Here is a 23007-nt window from a genome sequence, read left to right as displayed (position 1 = left end):
ATACGAAAAGAGACTACTACCTAGGAAAACACACCAGGAGGGTCGCATATAATATTTGCAGAAGACTTGATCACACTTCTGCCCCTAAACATCAAGTACAACCTAAGCTAACTATCCCACGTAAAAAACAACACTATTTATTCTCGCCGCTTTATTAACACCACCTTACCTTCAGCGACTTGAATTTCGTCTCCAGATTGCAACCATTGCGTTGCATATTTGGTTTGTACCACGCAAGGAATTCCCCGTTCACGACAAATAATCGCAGCGTGCGACAACACGCCACCTTCATCAGTTACCACAGCCGAACAACGCTCTATCAAGTTAAACATAAGAGGTTGCGCCATATCCGTGACTAAAATATCGCCATCGTTAAAATATTTTTCTGCATCGGAAAGTGCCTCGGGATTATTGCAAAGTATGACCCGTGCAATACCGGCTGCGTATCCATCTTGCGCCACTATGCCAGGCAAATAGTCGGGCATCTCTGAGGTTTGATTTGGGCACAACCATAACCATGATGATCCGGTGAGAAAACTATTTTCATTAGATTGTTTAATCCAAATGCATAGATCATCACGCCTTATTTTCTCTGCGACCGAGAGTATTTGTCCGTGAAGAATCAACGCCAATAATTCTTCATAAAGATAATAACCGTAGATATCTAATATTGGAATGTTGCGACTTATAGCTATCTGCTCAAGAAAAGGAAACATGAAAAAAGTGAGGCCAGCCCATCCATTTTTAATTCTCATCCGTTGATCAGATAGAGTGAGAAATAAGGTTAATTTTTGTTGATCCTGATCAGACAGAGTGATGCCGCTTTCCAAAGAAGTTGATGCTGGAGTTGGCGTAGTTTTTTTGGTCAAAGAGCGTGCTGCAGTAATGTAATACATGCGTATTAAATAATGATTTAATGCATCACGATCATGAAAACCAAGTGCAAGAAAAGGGAAAGATCGGACGTGCGCGAACAAGCTATTCTCATCGAAAGGTTTATTGGTCAGCGCCAGCCAGCTATCGTGCTCTTCACAAATAAGATCACGCTTTGCCGTCGCCATCGCTTGCAAGAAAGCAATATCACCCATTCGTGTTCTGAGATAGTCTTCTAAAGGCCGTATGACACTGCTTTCCGTGGCCGTATAGGCGGCGATATGGAGGCAATAGAAATCAGCGCAGGACTCTAGCAAATTGACTATCCCAATATTGGTAAGCTCTGTAACGCAGGTCGTATCCAGCTTATCAAAAAAATCCGTTTGCTGCGTAATGAGCGATTCGGTATTTTTACAAAATTGCGCGAGCCTGGCCGTGGTCTTATCAAGTGGAATATCAGAAATGTGATCACCTTCAAAACAGACGTAGCGTCCTTTTTTTACGTAGATCAGCGGTTGGTGCGGTTCAAAAGGTTCGCTCCCGCGGGTATTTATTAACTCCCCGGTACGTACCTTGAACCCCAAATCCATCGTCCACATAGGCTCATCTGTAGACCAGGCATACTGATAATGAAATTCGCTTAGCGTATAGGATTTGGCGGTGATGGGACGTGCTTGCAGAATAAAAATTCTGTTTTGATGTAACGCCCATTCAATATCTACCGGATGCCCAAACATCTGCTCGATGCTAACAAAATGTTGACAGAGTAAATCGATATACTCGTCAGCAAAATCAAGATCCGCTTGTAAATAGCGATAAATACAAGCACTTGTCGCACGACTCCATACGTAGCTGGATGGAGATATTTTGCCGGAAACAAGCGCATCACACCCCCCTTTTACGACTTCCAGGCGCAGATTATCTGAATCTATTGTTGTTGGATCACAGGTAAAACAAACGCCTGCTATTTCCGCGATCACCATAGTTTGAATGATGACGGCAATAGACTCACCTTTAATCTGTGCATCCTCCCGAACGGCCGCAATCGCTTTCAATAAGCCGCTACGATCAATATTTAATAATGTGGTGAACTGGCCCGCCCTTGACGAATACACTGAATCTTCGTTACGACTGCTTGAGCGAACTGAAACAAGCGGAGTCTGCAGACTGTCAAAATGGAAAAGTATTTCTGCATCGAAGGCAGAAAGGTTAATAACAATGTCTGCAATGACGACGCCATTGGGGACATTAAATCCTCCGCCTATCAGTTGCGCCAAAGAACATGCTTTACGCCCAAAATGTAAGTCACTTGCATCTTTTAGACTGCTTAAGTAGTTCATCCGAAGAGGATCCTCAACAAAATTGGTGGCTTTTTTATTTAAAAATAGCTTTTAAGCTTCACCCTAGTTTTTATCCCCTTACTTCACTACCTCCAAATAGCGACACACCAACGTACGCTTGAAACAAGCGTCGAGAGTAAATCGACATGAGAAGCTTCAACATTTCCTCCAAACAAGCGGCGCTGATATCTCTCGTTCAAATAGGATCACCGAGAATAAAGATGTGGCATTGATCCATCAAGGCCTCCCGGTTCCATCGCTATTTAATGGGTCATCGCCATCTTTCCGCACCAAGATGAGCCAGATGTTTGCGCAGATTTGATGCAGACACCCACTAACCATTTCCACTAAGAAATATTATAGTAACCGCACTTCCTCTAAATATCTGATTTTAATAAAAATGACTATTTCACTACGCGTTGGCACGTAGATTGCTTAGCTAATTGCGGAGTAGAAGCTGGCAATTGTGAGGTCTTCCTGGATCGCATAACGGGTCATTGCTCTGGTAACGGTCGGTTTGATGACCGTTGCGCGTCCGCCATATGGACGCTTGTGTTCGTTACGGAGCGCAACGGGGACCCAACGATTGCTTTGGCATTTTTGCGCTTTTACGCCTGTCGCTTGGTCGCCCTCTTGTGTTCCGGTTCATCGCATGGCTTTGCTGTGCGCAACCTCTCAACGGAGAACCGAAATGCTGCTCGCCCTTGCCCGTCATTTGTCCCCTTCTCGTACCTCCACGCGTTACGGTGTGCTGCTGCGTCGTGTTGCGACTGCGATGGCACTCGTCACCACCACGCTGATTGCACCGCTGGCCCATGCTGAGGATAAAGTTATTTTCCTTACGTCGTGGTACGCACAAGCGGAGCATGGCGGTTTTTATCAAGCTGTGGCAAAAGGTATTTACAAAAAATATGGCCTCGACGTCACCGTCAAGATGGGTGGTCCGCAGATCAATGGTATGCAGCTGCTGGCTGCGGGTCAGGCCGACTTCATCATGGGCTACGATCTGCAGGTGTTGAGCGCGGTTGAAAAAGGGATGCCGGTCACCACCGTCGCCACCTCGTTTCAGAAAGATTTGCAGGGCATGATGACGCACGAGAATGTCAAAAGTCTGGCCGATATGAAGGGCAAAACTATTTTGGCAGGCAGCACGGCGCACGCAACCTGGTTGCCTTGGCTTGAGGCTAAATACGGCTATACCGATGCTCAGGTGCGGGCGTATACATTTAATCTGCAACCGTTTTTCGCCGATCCAAACGTGGCGCAGCAAGCCTATCCTTCTTCCGAGCCATTTCAGGCGATGAAGGGCAACGTCAAAACCAATTTCTTCCTGTTTGCAGATGATGGCTATCCACCCTACGGCAGCACGATTGTGACGATGCAGAAGACGATCATGGACAAACCAGACATGGTGGCGCGCTTTGTGAAAGCATCGATTGAAGGCTGGAAAAGTTACCTCGCCGACCCAACCGCTGGTAATGAACTGATCAAAAAAGAAAATCCTAAAATGGATGACGAGCAGATCGCCTATGGCGTCAAACGGATGAAAGAACTAAAGGTTTTTGACGGCGGCGACGCAGCCAAACTAGGCGCAGGCGTGATGACCGACGCACGCTGGGAACAGACCTACAAATTCATGGTATCGGCCGGATTATTGAAATCCGACACCGACTGGAAAAAGGCCTACACGACACGGTTTGTTAAAGACCTGAAAATCATGCCTTGATTTTTACGGAGATGAGCATGGTTTAAACGAACTTACGTTGAAACACTTTCCTCATTTTCGATCGAATAAAAATAATCAATAATTAAATAATTAAATAATTAAATTTAGGACTCAGGAAAAACCGTCCCAGCAAGGCGTGCCGACGAAGTCAGTACGCGAGTACGGCTAGGAGAGCACAACGCCGCTGGGGCGATTTTGCGAAAGTCCTAAACAGTAAGGAGTACCGCCATGTTAGTTACAAAACAGCCTGTCCTGCGTCGCTTCTGGTATGCATTAATGCCAATGAGCAGTCTTGAAGATGGTCCGAAGCCTTTTACGCTTCTTGGTGAAAATATCGTTTTATGGAAAAAAGAGGATGGGACGCCAGCTGCATTGCGCGACCGTTGCTGCCATCGCACAGCCAAGCTTTCCAAGGGTTTTGTTGAGGGCGATAACATCGTCTGCGGGTATCACGGTTGGACGTATGACTGTTCTGGCGCCTGTGTAAAAATTCCGCAAAATCCAGGCAATGCCATCCCCGCCGGGGCCAAAGTACCATCGTTTCATTGCCAGGAAAAATACGGTTATGTCTGGGTGGCACTGGAAGATCCATTACGTCCGATTCCGGATTTTCCTGAAGACGGTGCGCCAGGCTATCGACGCATATTTCAGTTCTATGAGGAATGGAAAACCAGTCCGGTACGGATGATGGAAAACTCGTTCGACAATGCGCATTTTTCTTTTGTTCATAAAGCTAATTTTGGTATTCTGGATCAACCCACGCCAGCCCCTTATACATTCACCGATACCGACTATGGTTTCGAAGCCGAAACGATGGTGCCGATCCGCAATCCGCAAGCTGGTCACCAGATCACGGGCACCAGTGATGCGATCACCAATCGGCACCTGATCAATCGCTACTATCTGCCTTTTTGCCGCCGCTTCGGCTGCATGTACCCAACTAGCGGTATCGATCATATTATCTATAACTGTGCCACGCCAATTGATGATGATCACATGATTTTGGTGCAATGGCTGTATCGCAATGACAGCGAAGAGGCTGTTAGCACGCAGACGCTGATCGATTGGGATGCAGCCATTACGGCCGAGGACCGCGGCATTTTGGAAGCGACTGATCCAGACGCCTGTATCGATACCCGACGCCGCATAGAGTTTCACATGCCGTCGGACAAACCCGGATTGATGATCCGCAAGCAGCTTTTGGATTTGCTCACCGCACATGGTGAAGTCGAAGTTTTTCGTACCTGAACCGGACCGCCAAGGAGAACGCTATGCTGATGAAATATAATCCGATTACTTCTGCGGAACGTGCGATCAACCCTGATGCTGACAGCGTTTTGTTCGCTAACAAGGTAGAAAAAATCTACCCCAACGGAACGCATGCGCTTAACGACGTGCGCCTCAATGTGAAGCGCCGCGAGTTTGTCTCTTTACTTGGTCCATCCGGTTGTGGAAAGAGTACGCTGCTGCGGATGTTTGCAGGTCTGGATCAACCGAGCGCTGGACATGTGCGCTGGTGGAATGAGGGTGCCATTCCATTGCGCCAGCCTGGTCGCGGTATGTCGATGGTGTTTCAGGAAGCGACATTAATGCCATGGGCAAGTGTGGCCGCTAACACCCGCCTGCCGCTGAATCTTGCGGGAATACCAAAATTGGAAAGCGATGCCCGTGTAGCACGTGCGCTGGATTTGGTGGGTCTGTCAAAATTTCATCATGCGTGGCCGCGCGAGCTTTCTGGTGGCATGCAGATGCGCGCGTCGATCGCACGGGCACTGGCGACCGAACCCAACTTGTTGTTGATGGACGAGCCGTTTGGTGCGCTGGATGAATTCACCCGCAACAAGTTGGACGCCGATCTGCGCGATCTCTGGAGTAAGCAGGATCTGACCGTTGTTTTTGTCACGCATAGTATTTATGAGGCGGTATTTTTGTCGACGAAGGTGGTGGTGATGGGCGCGCGACCCGGCCACGTGATTGCCGAGGTTGAGATTGACGGACCAGCGCATCGCGACGAGGCGTTTCGCGTCTCGCCTGAATTTGTGCAGCACTGCCAAACTCTTTCCGAACTGCTGATCCGTGCCAACGCGCTTGACGCGTAAAAGGAGACTACTATGAAATTGCCACTCATTCATAACCCGCGTGCGCTGCGTTTCTTTGCGCCGCTGCTGGTAGGGTTTTTATTGCTAGGCACGTGGCAGACGTTGTGCGTTATCTGGAAAGTACCCACTTATCTGATACCAACGCCACTGGAAATTATGTATGCGCTATTTGCTAACTGGAGCGCGCTGTTTGGCGCATTGCTAGTCACGCTGAAGGTGACTGCGCTGGCGTTTTTAAGTGCAACAATTCTAGGCGTCGTCGTCGCGTTCCTTTTGGTGCAGAGTCGCCTGATCGAAATCAGTCTTTTTCCTTATGCCGTTCTGTTGCAGGTGACGCCCATCGTTGCGATTGCGCCGCTGATCATTATATGGGTCAAGCAGCCGACAGCGGCATTGGTGATCTGCTCTGCCATGGTCGCGCTATTTCCTATTATTTCCAATACCTTATTAGGCTTGCGGAGTGTCAATCCTGGCTTGCTGAACCTGTTTAAACTGAACCGTGCGACGCCATCGCAGATATTGCTGCGGCTGCGCATTCCAAGTGCTTTGCCATATTTTTTTGGCGGCTTGCGGATCTCCAGCGGATTAGCGTTAATCGGTGCGGTCGTCGCTGAATTCGTCGCTGGCACGGGTGGCAACGGTGCGGGTCTGGCTTATCAGATATTGCAGGCAGGCTTTCAATTAAACATTCCGGTAATGTTTGCAGCGTTGTTGCTGATCGCGGTCACTGGCGTGCTACTCTTTCTTAGCATGGCCGCGATCTCCCGCTTGTGCCTGCGCCACTGGCATGAAAGCGAGTTATCGTGAACAACTTATTGATCCGTAATGCCAATAGCATCCTCACTGGTTTAAGCGGCGATGCGGCCCGCCATATCGGACCTGATATCCGTGTAACGGATGGGCGTATTGCCGCAATCGGCAGCCTGACGCCACTTTCCGGCGAACGAACACTGGACGCCACCGATTGTGTGATTTATCCGGCTTGGGTGAATACCCATCATCATCTGTTTCAGGCGCTGCTCAAAGGCGATCCGCTTGGTATCAATGCGACGCTGACGCCTTGGCTGGCGGCGACGCCGTACCGCTTCCGTGCTGCGTTTGACGCGAAGCTGTTTCGACTGGCGGCGCGTATTGGATTGATTGAATTAGTTTTATCAGGCTGCGCGACGGTTGCAGATCACAACTATCTTTATTATCCGGGACAAGATTTCGATTCTTCGGCGATTTTGTTCGAGGAGGCAGAGAAACTCGGTCTACGCTTTGTACTGTGCCGCGGCGGTGCCACACTCACACGCCAGCTTGAATCGACATTACCGCAAGCGATGCGGGCCGAGACCTTTGATGGCTATCTGGCCGATATCGAACGTCTGGCAGCGCGCTATCACGATCCCGCACCCGACGCGATGCGCCGCATTGTGGTTGCCCCGACCACGCCACCATATTCGATGCGACCGCACGAATTGCGTGAGTGTGCTGCGGTTGCGCGTCGGCTGGGCTTGCGCCTGCATTCGCACCTTTCGGAAACGGTGGGCTATCAAGATAGCGTGCAAAGTATGCACAATATGAGTCCGGTGCGCTTTTGTGAGAGTGTTGACTGGGTTGGTGAGGATGTATGGTTCGCGCACATGGTCAAACTTGATGCGGATGAGATCGCGTTGCTGGGTCAGACCCGCACCGGCATTGCGCATTGCCCGCAAAGTAATGGTCGACTCGGCAGTGGCATTGCACCCATCCGCGCATTGGAAGACGCTGGCGTGCCTATCTCTCTCGGGGTGGACGGCGCGGCCTCAAATGAAGCCGCCGATATGATTTCGGAAGTGCACGCAGCGTGGCTGATGCAACGTGCCAAGGGTGGCGAAGCGGCGCGGCCCGTCTATCAAAATGGCAAAGGCGAAGCTGGCGCTGATGCAGCAACCGTCGAGGATGTGGTGCGCTGGGGTACTGCAGGCGGCGCGGCCGTGTTGGGTTTATCTGCTGTCGGCACATTGGTGCCCGGGCAAGCGGCTGATATCGCGATCTACGACCTTAGCCGCAACCCGCGTTATTTTGGCCTGCACGATCCCGCCATCGGTCCGGTTGCCAGTGGTGGTGCGGCGCATTTGCGCGCGCTGCTGATCGGCGGGCGCGAAGTTGTGCGCGATGGCGCTGTGCCGGGTCTGGACATGCAGGCACTCGCAGCCGAGGCGCGCGACGCTGTGTGCACAATGCTTGCACGTGCGGAGAATATTTGATGAGATAAATTCGCTTGAAATCGACTGTTCTGTGATTCAGTCTGTGTGGCTCTGTCAATCAGGTTAAAAATAAGGTTAATAAGGTGGTGATATTCAAGAAACATATAGTAGAGATGGGTATTCGAAATTGGCATTCGAACGGCTTCTTTTTTATACTTGTGGCTATCGATTTAACCCTTATTTCTTGGAGCCACAACATGAGCACACTTCAATATTTTCCAGTCGTTTTAGCAGTCGTCGCCTTTGCTCTACGCTTTTATGTTTCATCAAAATCAGTATCGCAGCAAGATAACAAATCGATCTAATATGGCGACGTTGCAGTGTTGCAGCGTGGTTTTAAAAACATACTTAGAAAACATACTAAGATTCAGCAACGCTTAGCTTAGTGTCTGAATATTAGTATTTTCTTGCAGGAACAAATGCACCTACCTGGTGCGTAGATTGCGATAGTCGTTATATTCGCAGCACAGTGCCCGATACAATACGTTCGATGTGTATTGTCATCAAAATCCTCCCCTCAGTCTGAATAGTATTTTCCATAAACCAGTCTGTACGGCGTCACCATACCTCAATCCACTATCGCAACATTCCAGACCTTGTGTCAGACGACCTCATATTTGGGCTTGTACTGCGCTTTAATGTGTCGACAAAGTCACCGATTGTGTGAGTATGTTATGCGCCGGAAACACTGGTTGCATGTTTACCGCCCTTAACCCGTTGTATTACGGAGAATCACGGCGTGCAAGCTTGATAACGGTTTAAAATGTCGCAAAATCAGCATTTACCTCTCATCACGATCTCCCATCCTTGCCTGTAGTACGCCATTGGCATCGATCGCAACCTTTCCCTTTGTCATTCGCAGAATAGGAAAACTACCATGCAACAACTTTCTCCAAACGGTCGTCTGGCAATCGAAGAAATCGCAAGACGTCACGGCTTCAGCTTTGATGCGGTGTTAAGCATGCTTGAGTCGGTCATCAATGGAAATGGCGGGATGGCACAGTTTAATCACCCTGAATTCAGCGGCTCGGGCCAATGGATGCAAGGCGGGATGACGATGGTGTCTGACATGTTTAATAATTACCTTAAAAACCGTGTTGATAGCCTATGCTCAGAGCTTGCGCGCCTGGTCGCGAATCAGCCTGACTTGCTGAGAACGGGAAGCTTTCAGTCGCAAAGCCAAGGCGGTTCGCGTCAGGGCGGCCAACAGCAAAACAATTATGCAAATACGCAATATCAGGACGCAAGTTTTACGCAAATGGATCATTCGGCGAGCCTGTTCGTGCCGCCAGCTCTAGGTAAATCTGCTGATTGGTGGCCCGCCGATTTGCGCTGGCCGAATAGCACCGGCGCGCAAAACGACGTGCGCTACGCTTACTTCGCCCAAGCGCGTCGGCTGGTGATTGAGCTGAACGGAAGAGTTACCGTTTATGACACGCTAGACCATCAAATCGGCGGCTTCTCGCAGCAACAATCGTACGGTGGTTCGATCTGTTTTAACAGCCAGTACGGACTGATTGATGTAGCCCGCTTACCGATTATCTCAATCGATGGCATCCCGCAAGCAAGTCAAGCCAACAATAACATCAACCAGTCTACAAACATGCCAATACCAGTGGCAGTGCAAGATAATAATGTGCAACCGGTGGCAGCAACGCAGCAACAACAGCAGCCGTCACAGCCACAACCGAAATCTGGCAACACTGCCGACGCCGATATATTTGTCATGATTGAGAAATTGGCCGACTTGCGCAGCAGAGATCTCCTCAGCGAAGCAGAATTCGTCACCAAAAAAACGGAATTACTTGCGCGACTGTAAGCTGCTTTTTTTTCAACTAGCAATATAAAAAAGCTCTCAATCTTGAGAGCTTTTTTATTTCCGCGTTTGAGCTAACGACGGTTTAACGAGGCCTGCAATCTTAATAGCCGACTATCAATTTCTTTGCCACCAAAAATATTGATAACCCTGATCGCCTGCGTCGTTGATTTTTTTCAACATTATTTAATTAACCCATCTTTTTTGTCGACCCGGCAATTCAAAAACCCCGCTACATTTATTTTCAAAAGAAACGCTTACTTTAAGAATGTTCTTACATCTTTTTTAACGTAAGACGTTTATTATTTAGGCAGAGTTTTTCACCTCCACGATTACAGTCAATCGTCCTCACGTTCGTTGCGGAAGGTCTTCCCCCATGTCCAGCAGTCGCACTTTCAGCGCTTTTAGCAGCGCTATTCCAACACGCCTGAACCAACCTGCATCGACACCGATCAACCCCCGAGAACGACAGAGCGATAAGCATAAGTCCATTAAAAAAAGGGGAGATGCGCCATGAGTGCAGAAATCAAATTGACCGCATTAGAGGTCGCCGATGATATCTGGGAACGTGCGCATCGGGTAGGAAATCAGGCCGTGAACCAGATCGGCAACGGGGCACAGTGGATCGGCGGGGCATTAAAAGGAGAGTTTAAAACCAAGCCAACGGTGGGCCAAATTGTCGTCGACGCAGTGGTCAGCATGTTTCCTGTAGCGGGCGAAATCACGGCTGCCCGCGATGCCATTGCGATTAGCTTGCGCATGGCCGATAGCGATAAAGAGGCGAAAGACATCTGGAACTGGGTCGCATTGGTATTGTGTTTAATGGCCGTGGTACCAGTGTTAGGCGGGATCGTGAAAGGTGTCGGCAGATTGCTATTACAGGCGGCATATGACTCCGCCAAACTATCACACATAGGCGAACAGATATTGGCCTTCCTGCGCAAAATGGGCTACGGAAATACACGCGTTTTTTTTAACACGCTGGACTTTACAGCGTATCAGGCAACCGTCACGTCAGCTTATTATGTATTGATGCGCCGTCTACGCGACACGAGTATTTTTACGGCCCGTGAGTTGGGCGCGGTATTGCCCGCCCCGGTCAAAAGCTGGTTGCAAGCGCTGCCGCCAAAGCTCGACAAATTACAGCTTCTGGCCGACAAAATGATTCCACAAGCTTTTAAAGAACTGAACGCTTTACTCAATAAAGTGCGCAGCAATTTAATTGAGGGTAATGTTTTTCCCATCACAGTCGGTGCGGGTCCAATCAAAATTCGCACCACCGAGGCGCGCATTGGCGAGGTGTCACCTATTCATATTGCGAGTAAGGGACATACATCGGCGACGCGAGCGCATTATAAGCATAAGGAGGGATGGCCTCGATTGGATGGACGTAAGGATAAAATTGGGGACCTTACTATTTACCCAAACTTATATGCCTTCAGTAGTAAAGCATCAATAGAACCGGTATTGCTCCCCGCAGGAAAGAAGGTCTATCTGCCAAGAATAGTTGAAACAGAAGAGCCCAGAAAAATCGGAGGTTTTTGGGCAGATAAAATGCCGGTAAATGGCAAAGCATGGCGGTTGGATTACGCAGTCAAGCAAGGCTGGAGTAAAAACGGCGCTTATCTGGTGCTGGAACACGTACCATCCGCAGACGACATGCGCAAACTGGGTATTCATGTTGACGACAGCTGGGAGGGTATTCGTGCATGGCGCGGCAAAGTGGCCGAGCAAATTGATTCGCAGGGGGCGAAAGCCACCGGTATCTTGTTGCCGGGTGGCGAGATTCAGCTGTATATCGACTTTCATGACGCCTATCACAAGCCGCTGCGTGAATACGTTGAAAAACATGTACCGGTAAAGCCGACCAACTGGACGGACGCAAACATTACACATCATGTGCGGCCAACCGCCGTCTTTTTGGCCCCTAACGAACGCTCCGCCAAGATCGTCCAGGAAGGTTATCTATTACGCGGTGCGGCCACGGCGGGTAGGCAAACAAATAACTAACAGATAGGGAAATAATATGCAAAACCGACAATCGATGACACCAGAGCAGGAACAGCAAGCACGGAATCAGGCGTTTTACTTACTTAAAAAATATACCAGTTTTACTTTTCTGGATCAGGTCAGATTGCGGTATCAAGGTTTTTTGGATGTGTTTGTTAAGCAACTTAAGAATCCGCCGCTTACGGTACAAAACTATCGCTATGCCGCCCATACTCAGATCCGGCACGAATATGAATATAAAGAATTCCTGCGCCAGATGATACCAATGGAGCAAGGGCTGGCGCTGCTCCGTTCCTCGCCTCATAAGCAAGAGGCGTATAAAACGATGTCTCACGCAGGTTTTATGGGGCTATTATTTGGTCGCTACGCTGATGAACATGGATTGGAAGATGACCCTTTTTATATTGCTTTAGGCATGGTCTGTGAACATCCGGGAAATAGCATTCATCCGAGCAATCATACCGCCTTCATCAAGGACGTCATGATCGCGTCGGAAATGCAATCTGCTCGGGGAATCACAATGAGGGAGTTTAAAGATTACGACCCTTTTCGTTTAGTGGATGAGGATAGCCTACGTCAGTCCCAAAAATGGACCTATGAAACCCTCTTCTTCGAACCCGAATGGCCGATCCCTCGTATCTTCCCGGATTACCTTCCATCATGCCCGCCTTATAACCATAACCATCAGGATCAAATCTTCAGCGGCGGGACCATTCCCACTGACGGTATCTGGGAACCGTGGTTTATCATGCCGATCTTCACCAATACCGATCCGGCAAAAATGGCCGCAAAAGTCGGTTGCCCTAATTATTTTTTAGCGGGTGCGGTCGCCACCGAATATCAATTGGAAGGCACGGATAAGTGGGAGGAAGTCTGGTGGCGTTTGCTGTGGGAAGACAAGCGCTATCTGGATGGCACGATTCCCGCTGAAGAAGCGGACTATGTAAAAACCCGGCCACCGGTCGCACCGCCAATATTCGCCGATCAAAAAGCTTATCCGGGCGATGTGTGTCCAATAACCGGCAACTGGCATGCACCGCATATGCAAGGCAAAACGGTGCGATTGGAGGCCGGGAATGTCATACCCGGATCAAAAATTAACGCCGCGGGAAATGCTGTGACCTGGTATCTCAAAGTGTAAAGTCTTCAGACTATTTTATAGTTGCTTTTAGCGGCTATTTTTTCTCGCAGATAATGGTCAATTAAGTTTGTTCACATACCCGCTTTTGGGAACCGCGAGAGACTCCCCCAAAAAGCGGGCACTCTACTTCGCCAAAATGTTATCTGATTAGTTGTTGCTAAGCAGTCGTGAGGACGCCGGATGGCAAGTAGGGAAGTAGGGATATCCCGTCGGAAAGGCTTAACTTGCGGCCGTAACTTGCACGCATTGTGAGCACTTGGCTCTATCTGTTGCTAAATGTCTTTAAATAACGTTGACCGGTTCGTTAACACCGCATACAAAAGGGCTTTAGCCGATAAACTACTATTTCGGAATGCTATAATCCCGCCCGAGTACCGATTCCCGCAACACTGTCTCTGTAAATGGTGAGCTTAATTGCAGCTATTTATGCTGAAGTTGCCGAATAGACTGAACCAACGAGCGGCATAGGTTCTTGGCGCATGATCTCACTATGCTGCATTAGCTGTATTTTGCCGGTCGATCATCGGGATAAATGCGAGAAGCACAGAATTGCGCTTCTAAATATTTATGCAACACGCAATCTGGCTCGATACTGACAAAATTAAACACACAACTCAATGGAGTTCATCTATGCAGACAACGATGTGGTTAAAACGCTGGTTGATTGCAGTATCAATGGCAACATTGGCCCTTCCCGCAGTCGCTTTTGACCGCACGTTTCCGCAGACCACCTTGCGTGGCAAAATGACGATTACCGCCTATCCTGCGATCGTCATTGACAAGGCCAATTTGCAGCTTTCCCCCGGTTCACGGATTTGGGGTCAAAATCATCTGACGCAAATTCCCGTATCTCTGGGCGCTAGTACTTATTTAGTAAATTACACACAAAATATCCAGGGTGACATAGATCGCGTCTGGATACTGACCACCGACGAAGCGAGTCAGTCAGTCGAGAGTCAACGCAGCAATTTGAAATGGTAGTCATGGAAAACACGATACAAAAGAAAGTCTACATAAAAACGTTCGGCTGTCAGATGAACGAATACGACTCGGATAAAATGGCCGATGTCCTTAACGCGTCCCATGGCTTGGTTAAAACTGATCGCCCGGAAGATGCCGACGTTATTTTATTGAACACTTGTTCGGTCCGCGAAAAAGCGCAAGAGAAGGTATTTTCCGATCTTGGCCGTTTGCGTGAACTTAAATTCAAAAATCCTGATCTGTTAATCGGCGTCGGCGGTTGTGTTGCCTCACAGGAAGGCGCGGCAATCGTTAAACGTGCGCCGTATGTTGACATCGTATTTGGCCCGCAAACTCTGCATCGTTTGCCAGAAATGATCAAGCAACGCCGCATGACCGGCAATTCTCAGGTTGATATCAGCTTTCCTGAAATCGAAAAGTTTGATCACATGCCACCGGCCAAGGTGGATGGCGCGACCGCGTTCGTCTCCATCATGGAAGGTTGTAGCAAATATTGCAGTTATTGCGTGGTGCCCTACACGCGCGGTGAAGAAGTCTCGCGCCGCTTTGAGGATGTATTGACTGAAGTCGCTGGTCTGGCCGAGCAAGGTGTCAAAGAAATTACGTTACTGGGTCAAAACGTGAATGCATTCCGCGGCGAAATGGCCGATGGAGAAATCGCTGACTTTGCGCTGCTGATCGAATTTATTGCCGAGATACCGGGTATCGAACGTATCCGCTTTGTGACCAGCCACCCGAAAGAATTCACGCAACGGTTGATTGATACCTACGCCAAAGTGCCTAAGTTGGTCGATCATTTATATTTGCCGGCGCAGCATGGTTCAGACCGCATTTTAGCGGCGATGAAACGTGGATATACCGTCCTTGAATACAAATCAGTGATCCGACGTTTGCGTAAGGTGCGCCCTAACATTTGTATTTCCAGTGATTTTATCGTTGGTTTTCCGGGTGAAACGGATGAAGATTTTGATGCATTGATGAAACTGATCCACGAGACCGGTTACGACAATAGCTTCAGCTTTATTTTTAGTCCGCGCCCTGGTACGCCTGCCGCTAATCTGGTCGACGACACGCCGCATGAGGTCAAGTTGAAGCGTTTGCAACATTTGCAAGCGGCAATTCAGGCCAATACAATCCGCATCAGCGAAGAGATGATTGGGACCGTGCAACGTATATTGGTTGAAGGCCCATCTAAAAAGGACGCTGAGGAATTGCAAGGACGCTCTGAAAACAATCGTGTGGTGAACTTTGATGGCGGCCCAAACGGCGCACGACTGATCGGACAACTGATCGACGTCACCATCACAGAGAGTTATAAATACACCTTGCGTGGCGAATTGTTGATGACCGCAGATGTCAATGCAGCTTAACGTGTTGCTGAATGTCGTTGCTGTCGCTGGTTGCTGACTATTACCGAGGTTCAGGCCATACAGATCGCATAGATCGTGTAATCTGGCCCTTGTATTTGCACGATTGACGCCGCCATAGCAAAAAGTATAACGCTTTTTTCTCTCATTTTGATGCAATCACTTAAGAGCAGACATTCGCTTGAAAACCAAAACTAAAACCCCATCGCAGCCGTTCTACTTCACTCCCGAACCGCTGGATAATACCCGGCTGGCGCATTTATGCGGGCCACTGGATGAGAACTTGCGTCAAATTTCTGCTGCTCTGGACGTGACACTTTTTCGTCGCGGTGAGAAATTTATTGCCTCTGGCGCTAACGCCGAACGCGCAGTTTCCATGCTGGAACAGTTTTATGCACTGGCACACCGCGTCATTTCAGTGGATGAAATTCAGTTGGCGCTGGTCGAACAACGGGCTAATCAGGCGCATAAGCGGAGTAATGGCGTAAATGGTGGCGAGGACGGCGATGAGGATGTTGATGACATCATTAGCGACCCTTACATTACAACGCCGATACCACCATCGCAAATAGAGAGCCCTGTACTAAAGACGCGTCGGGCTGATCTACGTGGTCGCACACCGCATCAAATAGCTTATATTCGCGCGATTTTGGAGCACGATGTGACGTTGGGCATCGGGCCTGCCGGTACTGGCAAAACGTATCTGGCGGTGGCATGCGCGGTTGATGCACTCGAACGCGACGCAGTAAAACGTATCGTCCTGACGAGACCGGCGGTTGAGGCTGGCGAGCGACTAGGATTTTTGCCGGGTGATCTTGCACAAAAAGTCGACCCTTATCTGCGCCCCTTGTATGACGCATTGTATGACTTACTTGGTTTTGATCGCACCCAAAAAATGTTTGAAAAGCAGGCAATTGAAATTGCCCCGCTCGCTTATATGCGCGGCCGTACGTTAAACCACGCCTTCATTATTCTGGACGAAGCACAAAATACGACGCCGGAACAAATGAAAATGTTTTTGACACGTATCGGTTTTGGCAGCAAGGCCGTCGTCACTGGCGATGTCACCCAAATCGACTTGCAGCGCGGCCAGAAGAGTGGTTTGATTGATGCGATGAACATCATGAAAGACGTGCGCGGTATCGCTTTCACCCGTTTTAATAGTACCGACGTAGTGCGTCATCCGCTGGTAGCAAGAATCGTGGATGCCTATGAAGCTGCGTCATTAGCAACGCCGGTGGCATCAACCCATGGCGTGCTTGATCCAGTGTCGCCGCCGATCAAGGCAATCAAACTTCCTAAACCGATTGAAACAGGTATCACCAAACGTGCTCGCAGCCGCAATGTCGCAAAAAAATAAACCTCCAGCTAACAAATTGTCGTTGTCGGTGCAATATCCCGATCCCCGTTTAAAAGAAATCATTTTGCGTCCGCAAGTACGGCGCTGGGTGAAGGCGGCGCTGCTGGCGCCAGCCGAATTGACTATTCGTTTTGTTGATGTAGAGGAAGGCCGAACCCTTAACCGCGATTATCGCGGCAAGGATTACGCCACCAATGTGCTGACCTTCGCTTACACCGAAGATGAAGACGCAGAAACGACCGAGGCCGATATTGTTCTCTGCACCGACGTTCTGCAACGCGAAGCCGCTGAACAAAACAAATCGGTCGAAGAACACACCGCCCATCTGGTCGTTCATGGCGTTTTGCATGCACAGGGCTACGACCATGAAGATGATGAAGAAGCGACCGAGATGGAAAGCCTCGAAATTGAGATTTTGACCGCTTTAGGTTGGCCTAATCCCTATGCGGATGAAGATGCTGGTATTGCACTGCTTTAATCGAACCTACGCAAAGTGACGTCCGAGATATAAAGGCATAACTATCATCCATGCCAGCCGATGCCTTAACACCGGGCGATTAACATAGCGTTGCGCCTTTTTTTAGAAAAAGGCGTAGACGTTCCGACCAACTTCAGCAAACCCTCATAGCCGACGAGCTACAAACACAGTCCGTATAGGCGCATCGATTCATCCGGTCGGTAATCGCCCCTTACAGACGATAAGCACATCAAGCTAGAAACTCCCCCTTAATTTACCCAGCACCAATAAGCAATTTCAGAAAATAACATTTCTTTTTTGGACACATATTCTATTCTTTTTTACAAAAAAAGGTCTAGCATAGACGTATAGGACCGCCCAAAAATCATCCCTGCAACGAACTTCACGCGCCTGCCAACGAAGAGATTATCGCTATAGCATAAGCAAGAAAGCACGACGCTGGCGGGGGTTTGCGAAAATTCTAAAATAATGTGTAAGGAATCGTTTGTGGCCCCGACTATGTTTCATTCAAGCATTTTGGGTGCATTGCATGCAAACCTTTGGACAAAATTACATTCCGCTTCTTGACCTCACCTTCTTTAATGTTGGGAGACAAAAATGAATACATTAGCGACCGACGCGTCAAGCCACGCTATCATCCATCCGGCCTGGTTACGTATCACCCACTGGCTCAATGCCGTTGCAGTGATCTTGATGATCTTAAGCGGATGGCGTATCTATGACGCGTCACCGATATTCGCCTTTCGTATTCCAGCCAACCTGACATTAGGAGGTTGGCTTGGAGGTGCATTGCAATGGCATTTTGCTGCGATGTGGCTCTTATTTTTTAACGGACTGATTTACCTGCTGTTCAATGGGGCAACAGGACGTCTTTGGAGGAAGTTTTTTCCGCTAACACCGGGCGCTGTATTGCGAGACGTTAAGAAAGCACTGACGGGCAAGCTACAACACGATGCCCTCGACAAATATAACGCGGTACAAAAACTGGCCTACGTTTCAGTCATTCTCGACCTGATACTTTTAGTTATCTCCGGACTCGCCATTTGGAAATCGGTGCAATTTCCGCTTCTGCGCGATCTCATGGGTGGCTATGACAATGCACGCATCGTGCACTTCTTTGCAATGAGTTTTTTGGTTCTATTTATCGTGGTCCACATCGTCATGGTGGCCTTGGTCCCACGCACCTTGCTGGCCATGCTGCGCGGACGGTGAGCTTGATCCGAATCCGATAAACATGCAGATAAATGCTCAGACACTCAGATAGTGATACAAGGAGATCCGATCATGATCAAGAAATCGCGATTAATCATCGCAGCATCCCAACTCGATACCGAGTCGATTTTAAAAGATGCGCGGCATGAACTATCAATGCCATCGCGGCGCCTATTTGGTAAGCGGGCGCTGACTCTGGGTGGTCTGTCATTGCTGACAGGGTGCAATATCAGCGACGATTTGTCCGTCAATCGGATGCTGGAACGTGTTTCACGCATGAATGATGGCGTGCAAGCATGGCTGTTTGATCCCAACAAATTGGCACCGACATATCCAGCGTCGATGATCACGAGACCGTTTCCATTCAATGCCTACTACGGTGAAGAAGATGTTCCGGAAATTCCGGCAGAAGACTACTTGCTGAAAGTGGGTGGGCTGGTGAGCAATAAGCGTCCATGGACACTCGATGCTTTGCATCAGTTGCCGCAAAATGAGCAAATTACGCGACATATCTGCGTGGAGGGATGGAGTGCAATCGGGCGCTGGGGCGGCGTGCCATTTTCTCTTTTTTTGAAGCAGATTGGTGCCGATCTGAGTGCCAAATATGTCGAGTTTAAATGCGGTGACGATTATCACACCAGCATCGATATGCCGACTGCACTACATCCACAAACCCAATTGACATTAACCTACGATGGCCAAATCTTGCCACCAAAGTACGGCTTTCCGATGAAGCTGCGGATGCCGACCAAACTCGGATACAAAAACCCCAAACATATTATGTCGCTTGAAGTAACAAACACGTACCCCGGTGGTTATTGGGAAGACCAAGGGTACAACTGGTTCGGTGGGGCCTAAGAATCTGTTCAATATCTCGCTAAAACCAGATCTTGAAGGTTCTGAAACAACTCTCCAAATCGCGAGAGATGCTTTATGAGCCGGTGCAGACTCTCTCGCAGAGTCAAGATAGTCTGCACCCACTCACTAGATAACCACTGATTGATAGGGCACTTTTGCCGCATTTATTTATATGGAGATTTACATGAAAAAGCAATTATCGGCCGTCTTGATGGGCTGTCTGTTATTGGCCGCTACAAGCGTCTATGCGCAGGATGCAATGAAACCGGATGCGATGGGAAAAGACAGTATGGCCAAGGATAGTATGTCAAAGGATCAAATGTCCAACGACAAAATGACCAAAAAAGCCCATACCATGAAGAAAAAATCGAGCATGGACAAAGATGCGATGGGTAAAGACGCCATGAGCAAGGATGGCATGGCAAAAGATGAAATGAAGAAATAATTGCGTTGTAAATAGCACTTTTGGCAATGCAATCAATGCATTGCCTTTTTTTTATTTGTGGTTAAATTATCGACAATTAACCTTATATATTGCTGCAAACGGGCACGTTTCTTCGTCCTGTCACATATTTGTTGTATCCTATCGCATTCGAAATAACGTAAATCCAAGGCTAACGCCATATGCCCGAGCACTCTAGTAGCGTCAAATCCTTTGACGCTAAACCCCATAGGTCTTTGTTTGAACGCCTGACCGCCCTCATTTCTCCCGAGCCTGAAAACCGCGCCGAACTTCTTGATGTATTGCAAGATGCGCACGAGCGCAACCTGATTGACGCCGACGCTTTGTCGATGATCGAAGGTGTATTTCAGGTATCCGATCTTTCCGCGCGCGACATCATGGTGCCGCGTTCGCAAATGGATATGATCGATATCACCAAACCCATCGAAGAATGGATGCCGGAAGTGTTATCTACCGCGCACTCACGCTTTCCCGCGGTCGACGGTGATCGTGACAAAGTCATCGGTGTCCTATTGGCGAAAGATCTGCTTCGCTATTACGCAGAAGAATCGTTCGACGTACGTGACATGTTGCGCCCTGCCATCTTTATTCCTGAATCCAAACGTCTCAATGTATTGCTGCGCGACTTTCGCGCCAACCGCAATCACATGGCCATCGTTGTCGATGAATATGGTGGCGTCGCTGGCCTCATCACCATCGAAGACGTGCTGGAACAGATTGTGGGCGATATCGAAGACGAATACGACTTCGATGAAGAAGAAGATAACATTCTGGTCATCCGCGACGGCGATCATGGCGCACGCTGGCGCGTCAAAGCATTAACAGAAATTGCGCAATTTAACGAAGCACTGGATACCCATTTTTCTGACGAAGATGTTGATACGATTGGCGGCCTGATTGCGAATCATTTGGGCCGGGTACCGCGTAAAGGAGACCAATTCGTCTTCGATCACGTGCGCTTTGAAGTCTTGCGCGCCGACCCTCGTCAGGTCCATGTATTGCTGGTCGAAAAAATACAGGGCGTGCTTCCAGAAGATGACGCGTAAGTTGGTGGGTTTGGCGAGTTCGGTATCCTGAATGCATGTGCTGGCCTGGCCGAACTAACTAAATAACTGGCACCCGAGACCAGTCAACGTGTTACCTGTAGATGCACAACTGAACCGAGAGTCCCTCCTCACACCATGGCTCTCGTTTTGCCCCATTCAAGCGACGCGAATCAGTCCTGGCAAATCGTCATTAAGACGACTCCAACAGGACGATTCAACTGATACGCTTAAATCGATATGATTTAAGCGTATTGATCGCATAACTTCTCACCAGTCTAACGCCAACCGATGACCTTGCGCTTCACCTCGAGACAACTCCCGCTAGCCACTCTGCTCGGCGCACTCAATGTACTGGCCTTTGCGCCTTTTGGCGCGTGGCCGATCCAATTGCTGACGCTGGCGCTTTTGATATGGCGGTTGCTAAAAATCGACTCAGTTAAACAAGGTATGTTACTGGGCTGGGCATTTGGCTTTGGTTGGAGTGTCTGCGGCGTGTACTGGCTGTATATCAGCATGCACGTCTATGGCGGAATGCCAGCATGGATTACAGCGTTAGCAGTGGGATTGCTGGCGCTATTCGTAGGTCTGCACGCGGCCACGGCGGCTGGCTTAACAATCTGGTTGCGCCGTCGCTGGTCAGCCTCGCCAGCGATGACTGCGCTGGCGATTTTTCCGTCGCTATGGGCTTTGAGCGAATGGGTTCGTGGGTGGATTTTTACCGGCTTTCCCTGGCTGGTATCCGGCTATGCCCACACCGCCAGCCCACTCGCCGGTTACGCCCCGATAATTGGTGTCTACGGCCTTGGCATGATCGCGGCGTTGATCGGCGGCTGTCTGGCCTTGCTGCTCAACAAAAATGAGCAGGGAAAACTGGCAGGAATAGCAGCCATTGTGATTCTGTTGATCGGCGTGGGTCTACACAAGATCGATTGGACCAAACCCACGGGGCAACCGATATCGGTACGATTACTACAAGGCAACATTGCTCAGGAGATGAAGTTTGATCCGGCAAAAATCGATCAGACACTCGGTCTTTACAAGGATTTGATCAGCGCCGCGCCAGCTGACCTGATCGCCACCCCAGAAACAGCGATACCGCTATTGCAGACGCAGCTACCGCCAGAATATCTTCCTGCAATCGCACAGTTTGCACGGCAATCCGGCAGTTATATTGCGGTGGGCATCCCCATCACGGATGGTCCCAATTTGTATGCAAACAGCGTCCTTGGATTTTCGCCGAACACTGCCGAAAATTCAGACGCTAGCGCCGATAGACCGCACATTTATCGCTATGACAAACACCATTTGGTCCCATTCGGCGAGTTTATTCCTTATGGCTTCCACTGGTTTGTCGATTTGATGAATATCCCGTTGGGCGACTTTACCCGTGGCGCGCCGGTGCAACCGCCGTTCGCGGTAAAGGATCAATGGGTGTTGCCTAACATTTGCTATGAAGATTTATTTGGAGAAGAAATCGCGGCACAACTGGCGGCATCCGCGTCTGCCGGTCATCCTGCTGCGACGATATTGCTCAATATGTCGAACATCGCGTGGTTCGGCGATTCGATTGCTTTACCACAACATTTGCAGATTTCACAAATGCGCAGTATCGAAACCGGCCGCCCAATGTTGCGGGCAACCAATACCGGCACAACCGCCGTCATTGATCCGCATGGCAATGTGACCGCCCACTTAGCGCCGCTCAGTCGTGATGCACTTGCGGCCTCGATACAAGGTTTTACGGGTAATACACCTTATATACTGCTTGGCAACCGCTTACTGTTAATGTTAGCCACGGTATTGTTGGCTATCACGAGACTGTCTGGACGCCAGCGTAAGACCAAAAAAGAGTGAATCAAATACGTTTGCACCGGTCGATTGCTGAGCAATGATTCGTGCGCTCTAAAAAGTCATTCGATGGTCAGTTACTAATGTCTTAACTATAACGTAACTACAACATTATGCAGCCGTAACAGAAGTCGTAACCCAAGCCAGTCACATAAGGC

The 23007-nt window shown here is 49.1% G+C and carries 18 protein-coding genes; 17 read left to right on the top strand and 1 reads right to left on the bottom strand.

From position 1 onward, the window contains the following. Nucleotides 1-137: 137 nt before the first annotated feature. The gene (locus tag QN379_RS03250; RefSeq protein WP_323505982.1) at nt 138-2213 is read right to left on the bottom strand and encodes a PEP/pyruvate-binding domain-containing protein; all 2076 of its coding nucleotides are present in this window, start codon (nt 2211-2213) and stop codon (nt 138-140) included. Nucleotides 2214-2988: 775 nt separating this feature from the next. Here QN379_RS03250 and QN379_RS03245 point away from each other — a divergent pair. From QN379_RS03245 to lnt, 17 genes are all read left to right on the top strand, one after another. Continuing rightward, nucleotides 2989-3939 carry an ABC transporter substrate-binding protein gene (locus QN379_RS03245; RefSeq protein WP_323506043.1) on the top strand — a complete coding sequence of 317 codons (951 nt, stop codon included), beginning with the start codon at nt 2989-2991 and terminating at the stop codon, nt 3937-3939. A gap of 228 nt (nt 3940-4167) precedes the next feature. Next, nucleotides 4168-5187 (top strand): aromatic ring-hydroxylating dioxygenase subunit alpha, encoded by a 1020-nt coding sequence (locus tag QN379_RS03240; RefSeq protein ID WP_323505981.1) that lies wholly within the window; start codon nt 4168-4170, stop codon nt 5185-5187. Nucleotides 5188-5216: 29 nt separating this feature from the next. Then, entirely contained in the window at nt 5217-6038 is an 822-nt protein-coding gene (locus tag QN379_RS03235; RefSeq protein ID WP_322240181.1) for an ABC transporter ATP-binding protein, read from the top strand. A gap of 12 nt (nt 6039-6050) precedes the next feature. After that, entirely contained in the window at nt 6051-6845 is a 795-nt protein-coding gene (locus QN379_RS03230) for an ABC transporter permease (RefSeq protein ID WP_322232721.1), read from the top strand. Continuing rightward, nucleotides 6842-8269, top strand: a complete 1428-nt coding sequence (locus tag QN379_RS03225; protein ID WP_323505980.1) for an amidohydrolase family protein — start codon at nt 6842-6844, stop codon at nt 8267-8269. The genes QN379_RS03230 and QN379_RS03225 overlap by 4 nt, the downstream gene beginning before the upstream one ends. Before the next feature lie 877 nt (nt 8270-9146). Further along, the gene (locus tag QN379_RS03220) at nt 9147-10088 is read left to right on the top strand and encodes an SHOCT domain-containing protein (protein WP_323505979.1); all 942 of its coding nucleotides are present in this window, start codon (nt 9147-9149) and stop codon (nt 10086-10088) included. A gap of 510 nt (nt 10089-10598) precedes the next feature. Beyond that, nucleotides 10599-12095, top strand: coding sequence for a hypothetical protein (locus QN379_RS03215; RefSeq protein ID WP_323505978.1), 1497 nt, complete (start codon nt 10599-10601; stop codon nt 12093-12095). A gap of 16 nt (nt 12096-12111) precedes the next feature. Beyond that, the gene (locus QN379_RS03210; protein WP_323505977.1) at nt 12112-13236 is read left to right on the top strand and encodes an Imm72 family immunity protein; all 1125 of its coding nucleotides are present in this window, start codon (nt 12112-12114) and stop codon (nt 13234-13236) included. A gap of 630 nt (nt 13237-13866) precedes the next feature. Further along, nucleotides 13867-14217, top strand: coding sequence for a hypothetical protein (locus tag QN379_RS03205; RefSeq protein ID WP_323505976.1), 351 nt, complete (start codon nt 13867-13869; stop codon nt 14215-14217). A 14-nt stretch (nt 14218-14231) separates the two neighbouring features. After that, nucleotides 14232-15587 (top strand): tRNA (N6-isopentenyl adenosine(37)-C2)-methylthiotransferase MiaB, encoded by a 1356-nt coding sequence (gene miaB, locus QN379_RS03200; protein ID WP_322240183.1) that lies wholly within the window; start codon nt 14232-14234, stop codon nt 15585-15587. Nucleotides 15588-15765: 178 nt separating this feature from the next. After that, nucleotides 15766-16944 carry a PhoH family protein gene (locus QN379_RS03195; protein WP_322232734.1) on the top strand — a complete coding sequence of 393 codons (1179 nt, stop codon included), beginning with the start codon at nt 15766-15768 and terminating at the stop codon, nt 16942-16944. Then, entirely contained in the window at nt 16928-17422 is a 495-nt protein-coding gene (ybeY, locus tag QN379_RS03190; protein ID WP_323505975.1) for an rRNA maturation RNase YbeY, read from the top strand. Before QN379_RS03195 ends, ybeY begins: the two co-directional genes overlap by 17 nt. Nucleotides 17423-18019: 597 nt before the next feature. After that, nucleotides 18020-18634: a cytochrome b/b6 domain-containing protein gene (locus QN379_RS03185; protein WP_323505974.1), complete on the top strand. Its 615-nt coding sequence runs from the start codon at nt 18020-18022 to the stop codon at nt 18632-18634. Nucleotides 18635-18706: 72 nt separating this feature from the next. Further along, entirely contained in the window at nt 18707-19492 is a 786-nt protein-coding gene (locus tag QN379_RS03180; RefSeq protein WP_322232741.1) for a molybdopterin-dependent oxidoreductase, read from the top strand. A 184-nt stretch (nt 19493-19676) separates the two neighbouring features. Beyond that, nucleotides 19677-19937 (top strand): pentapeptide MXKDX repeat protein, encoded by a 261-nt coding sequence (locus QN379_RS03175; protein WP_323505973.1) that lies wholly within the window; start codon nt 19677-19679, stop codon nt 19935-19937. A 179-nt stretch (nt 19938-20116) separates the two neighbouring features. Next, complete coding sequence (locus tag QN379_RS03170) at nt 20117-21001, top strand: HlyC/CorC family transporter (protein WP_322232745.1); 885 nt, start codon at nt 20117-20119, stop codon at nt 20999-21001. A 288-nt stretch (nt 21002-21289) separates the two neighbouring features. Then, nucleotides 21290-22855 carry an apolipoprotein N-acyltransferase gene (gene lnt / locus QN379_RS03165; protein ID WP_323505972.1) on the top strand — a complete coding sequence of 522 codons (1566 nt, stop codon included), beginning with the start codon at nt 21290-21292 and terminating at the stop codon, nt 22853-22855. Nucleotides 22856-23007 lie beyond the last annotated feature (152 nt).

The organism is Glaciimonas sp. Gout2 (genome assembly GCF_035018905.1).
Classification (GTDB): domain Bacteria; phylum Pseudomonadota; class Gammaproteobacteria; order Burkholderiales; family Burkholderiaceae_D; genus Glaciimonas.
The sequence above is the reverse complement of the archived record's forward strand: the minus strand, read 5'-3'. Positions and strand labels throughout refer to the sequence as shown.

Excerpts from the sequence above, each read along its gene's own strand:
- QN379_RS03170 (WP_322232745.1), top strand. The coding sequence starts at position 20,117 with ATGCCCGAGCACTCTAGTAGCGTCAAATCCTTTGACGCTAAACCCCAT.
- QN379_RS03180 (WP_322232741.1), top strand. The coding sequence starts at position 18,707 with ATGATCAAGAAATCGCGATTAATCATCGCAGCATCCCAACTCGATACC.
- QN379_RS03205 (WP_323505976.1), top strand. The coding sequence starts at position 13,867 with ATGCAGACAACGATGTGGTTAAAACGCTGGTTGATTGCAGTATCAATG.
- QN379_RS03220 (WP_323505979.1), top strand. The coding sequence starts at position 9,147 with ATGCAACAACTTTCTCCAAACGGTCGTCTGGCAATCGAAGAAATCGCA.
- QN379_RS03235 (WP_322240181.1), top strand. The coding sequence starts at position 5,217 with ATGAAATATAATCCGATTACTTCTGCGGAACGTGCGATCAACCCTGAT.
- QN379_RS03215 (WP_323505978.1), top strand. The coding sequence starts at position 10,599 with ATGAGTGCAGAAATCAAATTGACCGCATTAGAGGTCGCCGATGATATC.
- QN379_RS03185 (WP_323505974.1), top strand. The coding sequence starts at position 18,020 with ATGAATACATTAGCGACCGACGCGTCAAGCCACGCTATCATCCATCCG.
- QN379_RS03250 (WP_323505982.1), bottom strand. The coding sequence starts at position 2,213 with ATGAACTACTTAAGCAGTCTAAAAGATGCAAGTGACTTACATTTTGGG.
- QN379_RS03210 (WP_323505977.1), top strand. The coding sequence starts at position 12,112 with ATGCAAAACCGACAATCGATGACACCAGAGCAGGAACAGCAAGCACGG.
- QN379_RS03175 (WP_323505973.1), top strand. The coding sequence starts at position 19,677 with ATGAAAAAGCAATTATCGGCCGTCTTGATGGGCTGTCTGTTATTGGCC.
- QN379_RS03240 (WP_323505981.1), top strand. The coding sequence starts at position 4,168 with ATGTTAGTTACAAAACAGCCTGTCCTGCGTCGCTTCTGGTATGCATTA.
- QN379_RS03245 (WP_323506043.1), top strand. The coding sequence starts at position 2,989 with ATGGCACTCGTCACCACCACGCTGATTGCACCGCTGGCCCATGCTGAG.
- ybeY (WP_323505975.1), top strand. The coding sequence starts at position 16,928 with ATGTCGCAAAAAAATAAACCTCCAGCTAACAAATTGTCGTTGTCGGTG.
- lnt (WP_323505972.1), top strand. The coding sequence starts at position 21,290 with ATGACCTTGCGCTTCACCTCGAGACAACTCCCGCTAGCCACTCTGCTC.
- QN379_RS03230 (WP_322232721.1), top strand. The coding sequence starts at position 6,051 with ATGAAATTGCCACTCATTCATAACCCGCGTGCGCTGCGTTTCTTTGCG.